This is a genomic window from Microbacterium sp. GXF6406 (genome assembly GCF_054798215.1).
In genome coordinates this window covers 13077-25636 of record NZ_JBSJZH010000001.1, presented here as the reverse complement: position 1 = coordinate 25636, position 12560 = coordinate 13077, and the positions used below count along the sequence as shown (strand labels likewise).

At 67.4% G+C, this 12560-nt stretch carries 15 protein-coding genes; 12 read left to right on the top strand and 3 right to left on the bottom strand.

Going from position 1 to position 12560, the window contains the following annotated elements; translation table 11 throughout:
- Positions 1-102: 102 nt before the first annotated feature.
- Positions 103-1329, top strand: coding sequence for an LLM class flavin-dependent oxidoreductase (locus tag ACWAUG_RS00135; RefSeq protein WP_460800413.1), 1227 nt, complete (start codon positions 103-105; stop codon positions 1327-1329).
- Between the two features lie 2 nt (positions 1330-1331).
- Positions 1332-1976, top strand: a complete 645-nt coding sequence (locus tag ACWAUG_RS00130) for an FMN reductase (protein ID WP_460800411.1) — start codon at positions 1332-1334, stop codon at positions 1974-1976.
- A gap of 62 nt (positions 1977-2038) precedes the next feature.
- Here ACWAUG_RS00130 and ACWAUG_RS00125 read toward each other — a convergent pair whose 3' ends face one another.
- Positions 2039-2218: a DUF5302 domain-containing protein gene (locus ACWAUG_RS00125; RefSeq protein ID WP_298038150.1), complete on the bottom strand. Its 180-nt coding sequence runs from the start codon at positions 2216-2218 to the stop codon at positions 2039-2041.
- A 75-nt stretch (positions 2219-2293) separates the two neighbouring features.
- Here ACWAUG_RS00125 and ACWAUG_RS00120 point away from each other — a divergent pair, with 75 nt between their 5' ends.
- From ACWAUG_RS00120 to ACWAUG_RS00095, 6 genes are all read left to right on the top strand, one after another.
- A complete protein-coding gene (locus ACWAUG_RS00120; RefSeq protein ID WP_298038147.1) occupies positions 2294-2839 on the top strand; it encodes a phosphotransferase-like protein in 546 nt (181 codons plus the stop codon).
- A gap of 119 nt (positions 2840-2958) precedes the next feature.
- Positions 2959-5235: a polyribonucleotide nucleotidyltransferase gene (locus tag ACWAUG_RS00115; protein WP_460800409.1), complete on the top strand. Its 2277-nt coding sequence runs from the start codon at positions 2959-2961 to the stop codon at positions 5233-5235.
- Positions 5236-5437: 202 nt separating this feature from the next.
- The gene (locus tag ACWAUG_RS00110) at positions 5438-6466 is read left to right on the top strand and encodes an aldo/keto reductase (protein WP_460800408.1); all 1029 of its coding nucleotides are present in this window, start codon (positions 5438-5440) and stop codon (positions 6464-6466) included.
- 77 nt (positions 6467-6543) lie between these two features.
- Positions 6544-7146, top strand: coding sequence for a histidine phosphatase family protein (locus ACWAUG_RS00105; RefSeq protein ID WP_460800406.1), 603 nt, complete (start codon positions 6544-6546; stop codon positions 7144-7146).
- A gap of 49 nt (positions 7147-7195) precedes the next feature.
- Positions 7196-7942 (top strand): 4-hydroxy-tetrahydrodipicolinate reductase, encoded by a 747-nt coding sequence (dapB, locus tag ACWAUG_RS00100; RefSeq protein ID WP_460800404.1) that lies wholly within the window; start codon positions 7196-7198, stop codon positions 7940-7942.
- Complete coding sequence (locus ACWAUG_RS00095; protein WP_298038134.1) at positions 7939-8382, top strand: hypothetical protein; 444 nt, start codon at positions 7939-7941, stop codon at positions 8380-8382. The genes dapB and ACWAUG_RS00095 overlap by 4 nt, the downstream gene beginning before the upstream one ends.
- Positions 8383-8411: 29 nt before the next feature.
- Here ACWAUG_RS00095 and ACWAUG_RS00090 read toward each other — a convergent pair whose 3' ends face one another.
- The gene (locus ACWAUG_RS00090) at positions 8412-8837 is read right to left on the bottom strand and encodes an OsmC family peroxiredoxin (protein ID WP_298038132.1); all 426 of its coding nucleotides are present in this window, start codon (positions 8835-8837) and stop codon (positions 8412-8414) included.
- A gap of 67 nt (positions 8838-8904) precedes the next feature.
- On the opposite strand from ACWAUG_RS00090, the gene ACWAUG_RS00085 reads away from it, so the two are divergent.
- Genes ACWAUG_RS00085 through ACWAUG_RS00075 form a run of 3 tightly spaced genes read left to right on the top strand, consistent with a single transcriptional unit; the run spans position 8905 to position 10948 of the window.
- Positions 8905-9714, top strand: a complete 810-nt coding sequence (locus tag ACWAUG_RS00085; protein WP_298038129.1) for a thymidylate synthase — start codon at positions 8905-8907, stop codon at positions 9712-9714.
- Positions 9711-10187, top strand: coding sequence for a dihydrofolate reductase (locus tag ACWAUG_RS00080; protein ID WP_460800402.1), 477 nt, complete (start codon positions 9711-9713; stop codon positions 10185-10187). The genes ACWAUG_RS00085 and ACWAUG_RS00080 overlap by 4 nt, the downstream gene beginning before the upstream one ends.
- Positions 10187-10948, top strand: coding sequence for an SDR family NAD(P)-dependent oxidoreductase (locus tag ACWAUG_RS00075; protein ID WP_298038123.1), 762 nt, complete (start codon positions 10187-10189; stop codon positions 10946-10948). Before ACWAUG_RS00080 ends, ACWAUG_RS00075 begins: the two co-directional genes overlap by 1 nt.
- A 30-nt stretch (positions 10949-10978) precedes the next feature.
- Here ACWAUG_RS00075 and ACWAUG_RS00070 read toward each other — a convergent pair whose 3' ends face one another.
- On the bottom strand, positions 10979-11512 hold the full coding sequence (locus ACWAUG_RS00070; protein ID WP_298038121.1) for an NUDIX domain-containing protein: 534 nt from the start codon (positions 11510-11512) through the stop codon (positions 10979-10981).
- Between the two features lie 56 nt (positions 11513-11568).
- Here ACWAUG_RS00070 and dapA point away from each other — a divergent pair, with 56 nt between their 5' ends.
- Positions 11569-12546: a 4-hydroxy-tetrahydrodipicolinate synthase gene (gene dapA, locus ACWAUG_RS00065; protein ID WP_298038119.1), complete on the top strand. Its 978-nt coding sequence runs from the start codon at positions 11569-11571 to the stop codon at positions 12544-12546.
- Positions 12547-12560: the final 14 nt, after the last annotated feature.

Here is a 12560-nt window from a genome sequence, read left to right as displayed (position 1 = left end):
CTACCTGTCGGGAATAAAATTGCCCGGGTGATGTTGGACAAGTTATATTCAACTGAATGAAAGCGGATGCTGTGGCGCCCGCTCGAGGAACGGAAACACATCATGAGCGAACAGGCACAGACCTCCGGCATCCAGTTCGGACTCTTCACCGTCAGCGACGTCACCCGCAACCCGGTGACCGGCGAGACCCCGAGCGAGGGGCAGAAGATCAAGGACGCGATCACGATCGCGAAGCACGCCGAGGAGGTCGGCCTCGACGTCTACGCCGTGGGGGAGCACCACAACCCGCCGTTCTGGTCGTCCTCTCCGACGACGACGCTCGCGGCGATCGCCGCGCAGACCGAGCGCCTCATCCTCTCGACCTCCACCACCCTCATCACGACGAACGACCCGGTGAAGATCGCCGAGGACTTCGCGATGCTCCAGCACATCTCCGACGGTCGCACCGACCTCATGCTCGGGCGCGGCAACACCGGCCCCGTCTACCCGTGGTTCGGCAAGGACATCCGCCAGGGACTGCCCCTGGCGATCGAGAACTACGCCCTGCTGCGCAAGCTCTGGGATGAGGACGTCGTCGATTGGGAGGGCAAGTTCCGCACGCCGCTGCAGGGATTCACCTCCACGCCCCGCCCCCTCGACGGTGTGGCGCCGTTCGTATGGCACGGATCCATCCGCACCCCCGAGATCGCCGAGCAGGCCGCCTACTACGGCGACGGGTTCTTCGCCAACAACATCTTCTGGCCGAAGGAGCACTACCAGCGCCTCATCGAGCTGTACCGCCAGCGCTACGCGCACTACGGCCACGGCACCCCTGAGCAGGCCATCGTCGGCATCGGCGGCCAGGTGTTCATGCGGGCGAAGTCTCAGGACGCCGTCAACGAGTTCCGTCCGTACTTCGACAACGCGCCCGTCTACGGGCACGGTCCGAGCATGGAGGACTTCACGGAGATGACGCCGCTGACGGTCGGCTCGCCGCAGCAGGTCATCGACCGCTACGCCGCGATGCGCGACACGTTCGGCGACTTCCAGCGTCAGCTGTTCCTCATCGACCACGCCGGCCTCCCGCTGAAGGTCGTCCTCGAGCAGCTCGACATCCTCGGCGGCGAGGTCGTTCCGGTGCTGCGCCGGGAGCTCATGAAGAACCGTTCGCCACAGGCCCCGGATGCCCCGACCCACGCGGCACGGGTGAAGGCGGTCTACGGCGATGGGCCGTCGCGTCAGGCCGTTCCCGGCGAGAACCGCGGTGACAACCTGACCGCGGGCTCGCCCTACCAGGACACCCCGGTGCCCGCCGGCGCGGCCTTCGGACTCACCGGGAAGGGGGCCTGATCATGGGCGCTCGTCGCATCGCGGTCATCTCGGCCGGACTCTCCAACCCCTCATCGACCCGCATGCTCGCCGACAAGCTCGCGGCAGCCACTGTCGCGCAGCTCGCTGCGCGCGAGATCGATGCGGAGATCGACGTCATCGAACTGCGCGACCTCGCGCACGACATCACGAACAATCTGCTCACCGGCTTCGCTCCGCAGGCTTTGGAGACCGCGCTGAACACGGTGTACTCCGCGGACGCGCTGATCGCCGTCACCCCGATCTTCTCGACCAGCTACAGCGGTCTGTTCAAGTCGTTCATCGACGTGCTCGATCGCGAGGGGATCACCGGTAAGCCGGTTCTCCTCGGCGCGAATGCCGGAACGCCGCGCCACTCGCTGGCGATCGACTATGCGATTCGTCCCGTGTTCGCCTACCTGCACGCCGTGCCCGTGTCCACCGGGGTGTTCGCCGCGTCGGGCGACTGGGGCGGAACCGGAGACGACGTGGCGCCGCTGGGCAAGCGTGTGGAGAAGGGGGCCCGAGAGCTCGCGGATGCGATTGCGAGCAGGGATGCCGCCACGAACGCGGATCCGTTCGATCCGGCGAACTACCTCGGCGAGGGGCGGTCGTTCGGTCACCTGCTCGGCGGTCTCGCCGGCGAGTGATTCCCCAGACCGTGCGGAAATGAGGATGCGGGAGCCGCGAAGCGGCTCCCGCATCCGTGCGGTCAACCGCTCTTGCGTCGGAACTCGCGCCGCGTCTGGGGAGCGTTCGCCGCGTGGACGGCGGAATCGCCGTCCAGGTGGGATTCTCCATTGCGGTGGTGCGCGTTCTTCTTCGCGAGCGCTTCCTTGAACTTGCGCTTCATATCCTCAGAGGGTGAGGATGCGCCATCTTCCGTGCTCATGCTCGTCAGCCTAGGCCATGCCCTCCCCGCCCGGGGCCTGGACCCTCGCGGCGCTTCGGAGACTAGGCTCGAGCCGTGCCGAAAGAACTGCCACCGATCATCGTCGTGAACTCCGCATCCAGTGCCGGAGGCACCACCATCGCGCGTCTGTTGCAGAAGGACCTCCCGGATGTGCGCCTGCTTCTCGGGGTCGACACGTTCCTCGACGCGCTGCCCGACTGGGCCGTGCGAGACGACGTCGGGCTGCACTTCGGTGCGGACGGGGTCGTCACCGTGGATTCTCGTTACCACGACCGAGAAGACGGCTGGTATCGGATGCTGACGGTGCTCGCCGCATCGGGTCAGCCATTGATCCTCGACGAGGTGCTCCTCGACGGCGCAGCGGGACAGGAGCGACTGCGCAGGCTCTTCGGCGAGACCGAATCGTTCTGGGCGGGTGTGCGCTGCGATCCGGAGGTCGCGGAGGAGCGCGAGCGCAAGCGTCCCGATCGGATCGTCGGCATGGCGCGGGACCAGGCCGAACGGGTGCACGCGGGCATCGCCTATGACGTCGTGGTCGACGGGGCGCAGGAACCGCAGGAAAGCGTCGATGCGATTCTCGATGCGCTCGGTGTGTTCTGATCCATCCGAATCCGACCGGATCGTTCGCCGGAATCTTGGAACCCGCTGATAGGCTGAAGGGGTGAACACCCTCGCCCGTCACACGGATGGACGAGTCTAAACAAAGAAGGAGAGACCTCTTGGAAGGTCCTGAAATCACTGCTGCCGAGGCCGTTCTCGATAACGGCCGCTTCGGCACTCGCACTGTCCGCTTCGAAACCGGTCGCCTCGCTCAGCAGGCCCAGGGTTCGGTTGCGGCTTACCTCGACGGAGAGACGATGATTCTCTCCGCAACCAGCGCCGGCAAGCACCCGCGCGAAGGCTTTGACTTCTTCCCGCTGACCGTCGACGTCGAAGAGCGCTCCTACGCCGCGGGCAAGATCCCCGGTTCGTTCTTCCGTCGCGAGGGTCGCCCCTCGACCGAGGCGATCCTCGTCTGCCGCCTGATCGACCGCCCGCTGCGCCCGTCGTTCGTCGACGGCCTGCGCAACGAGGTCCAGATCGTCATCACGGTCCTCTCGATCGCCCCGGGCGAGTACTACGACGCTCTGGCGATCAACGCGGCCTCCGCGTCGACCCAGATCTCCGGTCTGCCGTTCTCGGGCCCCATCGCGGGTGTGCGCCTCGCGCTCATCCCCGGCCAGGGCGAGCACGCCGACCAGTGGGTCGCGTTCCCCAACGAGGCTCAGGTCTCCGAGGCCGTCTTCGACCTGATGGTCGCCGGGCGGGTCGTCACCAAGGCCGATGGCACGGAAGACGTCGCCATCATGATGGTTGAGGCCGAGGCCACCGAGAACAGCTGGAACCTCATCAAGGGCGGCGCGGTCAAGCCGAGCGAAGAGGTCGTCGCAGCGGGTCTCGAAGCCGCCAAGCCGTTCCTCAAGCAGCTCGTCGAGGCCCAGGCCGAGATGGCTTCGCACGCGTCGAAGGAGCCGGGCGTCTACCCCGTCTTCCCCGCATACGAGCAGGCCACCTACGACTTCATCGCGGCGACCGCGACGGCGGACCTCGAGAAGGTCTACCTGATCGCCGACAAGGTCGAGCGCCAGAACGCCGATGACGAGGTCAAGGACCGCGTCAAGGCCGAGGTCGCCGCAGCCGTCGAGGCAGGCACGCTGCCCGCATCGGCTCTGGGCGAGGTCTCCGGCGCGTACAAGTCCGTCACCAAGGGCATCGTGCGCGGTCGCATCCTCTCCGAGGGCGTCCGCATGGATGGCCGCGGTCTGGCAGACATCCGTCCGCTCGACGCCGAGGTCCAGGTCATCCCGCGTGTGCACGGCTCCGCGGTCTTCCAGCGCGGCGAGACCCAGATCATGGGCGTCACCACGCTGAACATGCTCAAGATGGAGCAGCAGATCGACTCGCTGTCGCCCACGACGAGCAAGCGCTACATGCACCACTACAACTTCCCGCCCTACTCGACCGGTGAGACCGGTCGCGTCGGCTCGCCGAAGCGTCGCGAGATCGGGCACGGCTTCCTCGCCGAGCGCGCCCTCGTCCCGGTGCTGCCCAGCCGCGAGGAGTTCCCCTACGCGATCCGTCAGGTCTCCGAGGCGCTGAGCTCCAACGGCTCGACGTCGATGGGATCCGTCTGCGCATCGACCCTGTCGCTGCTGAACGCCGGTGTGCCGCTGCGCGCAGCCGTCGCCGGTATCGCCATGGGCCTGGTCTCGGACGAGGTCGACGGCGAGACCCGCTACGCGGCGCTGACCGACATCCTCGGAGCCGAAGACGCCCTGGGCGACATGGACTTCAAGGTCGCGGGCACGAGTGACTTCATCACGGCGATCCAGCTCGACACCAAGCTCGACGGCATCCCCACGGACGTCCTCAACGGCGCCCTCACTCAGGCGAAGGACGCCCGTCTGACGATCCTGAACGTTCTGAACGCCGCGATCGATGCTCCCGACGAGATGGCGCCGACCGCGCCGCGCGTCATCAGCGTGCAGATCCCGGTCGACAAGATCGGTGAGCTGATCGGCCCGAAGGGCAAGACGATCAATGCGATCCAGGACGAGACCGGCGCGCAGATCTCCATCGAGGAGGACGGCACCGTCTACATCGGAGCCGTCGACGGTCCGTCGGCCGAGGCCGCTCGTGCGCAGGTCAACGCGATCGCCAACCCCACCAACCCGGAGGTCGGCGAGCAGTTCCTCGGCACCGTCGTGAAGATCGCCTCGTTCGGCGCCTTCATCTCGCTGCTGCCCGGTAAGGACGGCCTGCTGCACGTCACCGAGGTGCGCAAGCTCGCCGGTGGCAAGCGCGTCGAGAACGTCGAGGACGTGCTCTCGGTCGGCCAGAAGATCCTCGTGAAGATCACGAAGATCGATGATCGCGGCAAGCTGTCGCTCGAGCCCGTCATCGACGAGGCTCCGGCAGCGGATGCATCGGTCGAGGCGGAGACCGCCGAGGCGTAATCCAACGATCACGGCCCGGGCCCCGCTTCTTCGGAGCGGGACCCGGGCCGTTCTCTTTTCTGTTGTTGCTCAATCGTTATGGAAAGTTCCGCGGCTGTTCTCCGTAATGGCGGGTCCGCTCACCGGAGTGACCTACTCTCGAAGTACGCACCGGGGGGGTTGTGGTTCACAGGTGCACAGCAAAACGCACGGGGGTGGATGAATGAGATTGTTCGGCGGCAGCACTGCTGAGGCGGGCATCGACGCGCCGGCACAGGCCGTTTCGCATCCGTCCGCACCGATTCCCGTGGTCGGCCCCGGAATCGGCGAGGCCGTCCGCGTCTCGCTGGGCGAGACGGGCTTCGCAACATTCCCGCTGATGCTCGGCGCGGCGGAGTTCGGCTGGAACGTCGACCTCGAGACGAGCCACGGCATCCTCGACCGCTACGTCGAGTTCGGCGGCAACGCGATCCACACCGCCGACGGCTTCTCCGGCGGTCGCAGCGAGCACATCATCGGCGAGTGGCTGCGCTCACGCGGTCGCCGTGATCGAATGACGCTCAGCGTTCGGGTCGGCGCGCACGCGGACAATCCGGGCCTCGGCTCGGTGAACCTCGTGCGTGCCGTCGAGGGTTCGCTCACCCGCCTCGGCATCGAGCGCATCGATGTGCTCCACCTCGATGCCTCCCTCGATCAGACGACCAACCTCGAAGACACGCTCGCCACGGCCGAGTGGCTGCGTGATGCGGGTAAGATCTCCGCGATCGGGGCTTTCCGGTTCACGCCGGAGCGTCTGGTGGAGGCGCGTATCCTCGCCTCGGCGGGGTATCCGCGCATCGAGGTTCTGGATGAGCCCTACAACCTCATCCGCCGACAGTCCTTTGAAGGAGACCTGAGGCTTGTCGCCGCGGCGCAGAACCTCGCCGTGACGCCGTCGCACGCGCTTGAGCACGGCTTCCTCTCCGGGCGGCACCGAAGCAAGGCGCTGATGTCCCGCGGCGTGCGCGGCGAGCAGCTGCGCGGGCATCTGAACCGCCGGGGCATTCGAATCCTCCGCGCGCTCGACAGCGTCGCCGGCGAGCTGGAGGCGCCGGTCGCGGCGGTCTCGATCGCCTGGCTGCTCGCGCAGCGCACGATCGTGGCGCCGATCGTCAACGCCTTCGCCGCCCAGCACGTCGATGAGCTCATGCAGGGAGCCGGAATCGCGCTCTCGCGGGCACAGCTGGGGGAGCTCACGCGTGCAGGAAATTGAATCCGTCCGCACCGCAGCGTCGATCCCCGGGTAGGCTGGATATGCCCCGGTGGGGCCGGCGATGAAGCGAGCGGGTTGTGACGCACTATATATATCTGGTCAGACACGGTGAACACCAAGATGCCGAGCACGGCATCGATGACGGCCCTCTTTCCCCTCGAGGGCAACGGCAGGCGGAACTGATCGCCGATCGCCTTTCCGGACTTCCGCTCGATGCTGTTTGGCACTCGCCGTTGCTGCGGGCGACCGAGACGGCACGCGCAATCGCCGAGCGCCTTCCCTCCGTGGATCCGCAGCCGTCGGCGCTGCTCTTCGACTGCGTGCCCAGCGGGATGACCGGGGACACCCCGGCGGCGTACGAACCGTTCTTCGGGTCGGTCACCGAGGCCGAGGTCGAGGCGGGCAGCGCCCAGATGGCGGATGCCGTGAACGAGTTCCTCGTGCGCAAGCAGGGCGATGTGCACGAGGTGCTCATCACGCACAACTTCGTCATCTCCTGGTTCGTCCGGGAGGTGCTGGGCTCGCCCGACTGGCGTTGGATGACTCTGAACCAGGCGCACTGCGGTCTGACGGTGATCGCGCAGAAGCAGGGCCGCCCGTGGTCGCTGGTCAACCACAATGAGCTCGGCCATCTGCCGGTCGAGTTGCGGACCGGCCTGCCGGAGCCGATGCCCGTTTGAACCTGCGAGCCTGGCCGGGGCCATGCTGCGCGCGGAATAGACTGGGCGCATGACCAAGAAGGTTGCCCTCGTCGGCGGTACCGGCAAACTCGGCTCGATCATCCGGCAGGTGATCGATGATCTGGAAGGCTTCGAGATCGCGCGTGTGCTGACGTCGTCGAGCGATCTGTCGGAGATCGACGGAGTCGACCTCGTCGTCGACGCGTCGACGCCCCAGGTGAGCGTGGAGGTCGTCCGTGCGTCGGCCGAGCGCGGGATCAATGTGCTCGTCGGAACATCCGGTTGGTCGTCGGAACGGATCGCGCTCGTGCGTCCGCTCGTCGAGGCCGCCGGCACCGGCGCGGTCTTCATCCCCAACTTCTCGCTCGGTTCGGTCCTCGGCTCCGCACTGGCCGCCGCGGCGGCACCGTTCTTCCCCTCGGCCGAGATCATCGAGGCCCACCGCGATACGAAGATCGACTCGCCCAGCGGAACGGCGGTTCGCACTGCGGAGCTCATCTCCGCCTCCCGCTCCGAGGTCGGCCCGGTCAGCGCCCCGCACATCGACCAGCGGGCTCGCGGGCAGGAGGTCGCGGGGGTGCCGGTGCACTCGCTGCGCCGGCCCGGCGTCATCGCCCGTCAGGATGCTGTGCTCTCCGGCCCGGGAGAGTCGCTCACCATCACGCACGACACCGTGGACCCCGCTCAGGCGTATGCCCCCGGCATCCGACTGGCCGTGCCGTTCGCGGTCGAGGCGCGCGGAGTGGTCGTGGGGCTCGAGAACATGATCGACATCGGCATCCAGGCGCGCGCATGATGACGCGCATCGGGGTCGGTCTGATCGGTGCGACCCTGGTCCTCTACTTCATCCTCATGGGGCAGAAGGCCATACTGTTCATCCTCAGCGGTGAGCCCGTCGGCGTCGCGATGGGACTCGCTCTGATGGTCCTGCCGCCGATCGGCGCGTGGGCGCTCTTTCGCGAGATCCAATTCGGTGTGCAGGCGCAGAAGCTCGGAACCCGTCTGGATGCCGAAGGGGGCATGCCCGTCGCCGAGACCGAGCTCACGCCGAGCGGGCGCATCGCGAAGTCGGATGCCGACGCTCTCATCGACCGCTATCGGAACGAGGCCGAAGCGGGCGGAGACGACTGGCGCGGGCGGTACCGCCTCGGTGTCGTCCAGGATGCCGCGGGCCGGCGCAAGGACGCACGGGCGAGCATCCGGGAAGCGATCCGTCTCGCCAAGCAGAAGGCCTGATCAGGCCCTCTGCCCGGCGAGCAGCGGAATCAGGCGAGTGAGGCCTCGAGGGTGATCTCGATCCCGGCGAGGGCCTGGGAGACCGGGCAACCGGTCTTCGCGCTGTCGGCGATCTGCTGGAACTGTTCGGCCGACAGGTCCGGGACGGAGGCCTGAACGTTCAGGTGGCTGCCGGTGATGCCGGTGCCGGGGACGAAGGTCACGGAGGCGGACGTGCGCACGCTCTCCGGCGGGGTGCCGTTATCGCTCAACGCGTGCGAGAGCGCCATGCTGAAGCACGAGGCGTGGGCGGCGGCGATCAGCTCTTCCGGAGTCGTCGTGCTGTCGGAGCCCTCGCTGCGGGCCTTCCAGTCGATCGGGAACGTTCCGATCTGCGAGGAGGTGAACTCGACGGTTCCGGATCCCTCCAAGAGGGATCCCTTCCATGCGGTGGTTGCTTCGCTGGTGATGGCCATGGTTCCTCCAGAGGTCGGCGGGATGTCTCGCCAGCCTAGCCGCGGCGGCGCGGGTATCGTGAGAGGCATGAGCGCCGCCGTCCCCACCCCGTACGAAGACCTCCTCCGCGACGTGCTGGAGCACGGTGCACACAAGGACGACCGCACCGGAACGGGCACGACGAGCGTGTTCGGGCGGCAGATCCGCTTCGACCTCGCCCAGGGCTTCCCGCTCATCACCACCAAGCGAGTGCACTTCAAGTCGATCGCGTACGAGCTGCTCTGGTTTCTCCGAGGCGACTCGAACGTGCGCTGGCTGCAGGAGCACGGGGTCTCGATCTGGGACGAGTGGGCCGATGCCGACGGCGACCTCGGCCCGGTCTACGGCGTGCAGTGGCGCTCGTGGCCGACGCCCGACGGCGGCAGCATCGACCAGCTCGCGCAGGTGATCGAGCAGATCCGGCAGACGCCGGACTCCCGCCGCATCATCGTCTCGGCATGGAACCCGGCCGACATCCCCGACATGGCGCTGGCGCCCTGCCACGCGCTCTTCCAGTTCTACGTGGCCGACGGCAAGCTCTCCTGCCAGCTGTATCAGCGCAGCGCCGACATGTTCCTCGGCGTTCCGTTCAACATCGCCAGCTATGCGCTGCTGACGATGATGATCGCCCAGCAGACAGGCCTCGAACCCGGCGACTTCGTGTGGACCGGGGGAGACGTGCACATCTACGACAACCACGTCGATCAGGTGCGCGAGCAGCTCAGCCGCGAGGCGTACCCCTACCCGACCCTGCGCTTCACCCGAACGCCCGAGTCGATCCTCGACTACTCCTACGACGACTTCATCATCGACGACTACCAGCACCACCCGGCCATCCGTGCGGCGGTGGCGGTATGACCCGGGTCGGTCTGATCTGGGCAGAGGCCGCGGGGGGCGTCATCGGAGCCGAGGGCGGGATGCCGTGGCATGTTCCCGAGGACCTCGCGCACTTCAAGGACGTGACGATGGGGAGCCCCGTGGTCATGGGGCGCAAGACCTGGGACTCGCTCCCGGAGCGGTTCCGGCCGCTTCCCGGGCGCGAGAACATCGTGATCACCCGTCAGCAGGATTGGACGGCCGAGGGCGCACGCCGTGCGGCGGATCTTCCGGCGGCGGTGCGAGGGCTGGACCGCGTCTGGATCATCGGCGGCGCCGAGATCTTCCGCCAGATGATCGGAGAGGCCGACCGTCTCGAGGTCACGGAGCTCGACCTCGCGGTCGAGGGCGATGCCCATGCCCCCGACCGCGCCGGCTGGCGGTTGGCCGATGAGGGCCAGTGGCAGACGTCCCGCACGGGAATCCGCTACCGCTTCCTCGGATACGAGCGCTGATGCCGACCGCGATGATCACCGGCGCCAGCGCCGGACTCGGCGCCGAGTTCGCCCGGCAGCTCGCCTCCCGCGGCGCCGACCTCGTACTCGTCGCCCGCACGCTTAGCGCGCTCGAAGCCCTCGCGGAGGAGCTCCGCGACCGGCACGGCGTGCTCATCGAGGTGCTTCCCGCGGATCTGTCGGTCGCTGAGGACATCATGGCGGTTGCCGACCGGATCGCCCAGGAGCAGCATCCGATCGATCTTCTCGTGAACAATGCCGGTTTCGGCCTGCCCCTGCACTTCGCAGACAACGACATCGACGAGGAGGTGCGCCACCTGCGCATCCACGTCGAAGCACCCATGCGCCTCATGCACGCGGCCCTGCGGGCCATGCGGGGCCGGGGCGGACGCATCATCAACGTGGCATCCGTCGCCGGTTTCATCTCGCGCTCGACGTATTCGGCCTGCAAGCAGTGGCTGATCGGCTTCAGTCGATGGGCGAATGCGGAATACTCCCGAGATGGCGTCAGCGTGATGGCGCTGTGCCCGGGGTTCACCCACACGAGCTTCCACGAGCGGATGGGGCTTGCACCGGGCGCGGAGGGCATCCCTGCCTTCGCCTGGCTGAATGCGGAGCATGTCGTGCGGGTCGGGCTGAGGGATGCTGCGCGGGGGCGCGCCGTCTCCGTGCCGTCGCTGCGCTACAAGGCCGCCGTGGTCCTGACGAAGGTGCTCCCGTCGTCGATCACCGCGGGTGCGGCGCGTCGAGGACGCGTCTGACACGGGTCGAGGCTGTGGGGTCGGCGTCGCTCAGGCGAAACGCCCGAGATGGATGCCCGCGTAGGCGAGAGCCGCGATCGTCTCGCCGTCCGTGATCCGCCCATCGGCGATCATCCGCAGCACATCTGCGAAGGCCACCCAGGACACATCCTCGATTCCCTCCTCGGCTTGCGCGTGGTCGTCTCCGGGGTGCAGGACGCGTGCGAGGAAGACATGCTCTGGCGCAACGCAGACGCCGTTCAGCGCGTTCATCCGGCCGAGCTCGGTCCATTCGTCCGCACGGAGCCCGGTCTCCTCGAGCAGCTCTCGCTGCGCCGCGGCGAGAGGGTCCTCGCCATCGCTCCCGCCGGCGGGGATCTCGACCGATCGACCCGTCGTGTAGCGCTCCAGAGTGACCAGGCAGATGCGGTCGAGCGCGTCGAGCGCGATGATGAAGACGGCCGGATGCCGGGCGCTGACGACACCGTAGATGCCGTCGCCCGCAGGGCCCGTCACGGTGTCTTCCCGCACCGATATCCAGGCGTTCTCGTAAACGGTGCGGGTGCCACGGGTGAGCCAACTCATGCCGGTGAGCATATCCGGGGAGGAGGTGCCGTCGGCGAACCGATACGCTGGGAACCATGACGCATTCGGGAAACCCCTTCGGACAGGTCCTCGTCGCGCTCGTCACTCCGATGACGGCCGATGGTGAAGTCGATTGGCCCGCCGTCGAGAAGCACATGGACGACGTCATCACCGGTGGTGCAGACGGAATCGTTGTGACGGGAACGACCGGTGAGACCTCGACCCTCACGGATGCCGAGAAGCTCAAGCTCGTCGAGGTCGGCAAGTCCGTCTCGGCGGGGCGCGCCAAGATCATCACGGGCGGTGGCTCGAACGAGACGGCGCACGCGATCGAGCTGTACAAGGCCAGCGAGAAGGCCGGTGCCGACGGCATCATGATCGTCACGCCCTACTACAACAAGCCGACCCAGGCCGGAATCCTCACGCACTTCCGACTCGTCGCGGACTCCACCGACCTTCCGGTCATCCTCTACGACATTCCGGGCCGTGCGGGCGTGCCGATCAAGTACGAGACGATCCTGCGCCTCGCGAAGCACCCCAACATCCTCGCGGTCAAGGACGCCAAGGGAGACTTCAGTGAAGTCAGCCGGGTGCTGAACCAGACCGATCTGATGTATTTCTCGGGTGACGACGCCAACGCGCTGCCGCACATGGCGATCGGCGCGACTGGCCTGATCGGCGTGACCGCGAACATCACCTCCGCCCCGTACCGCACGATCGTCGACGCAGTGAACCGTGGCGACCTCGCGACCGCGACCGCCGAGCACAAGCGCCTCGAGCCGCTCGTCCGCGCCGTGATGACGCATGTGCCCGGCACGGTATCGGCGAAGTACATTCTGCACGGACTGGGCCGAATCTCGAGCCCCCGCGTGCGTCTGCCCCTGGTCGGACCCGAAGAGTGGGAGGCCGCGATCATCGAGGACGACCTCGCTCTCGTCTCCGACCTCCCGGGTGCCGATTTCTCGAACTTCCGCCCCGACCGCAACGCGGCCGCCGGCGGTGCGCTGCCGAAGGTCCACGGCACGACGCGCTGAGACGCCGGACGCGA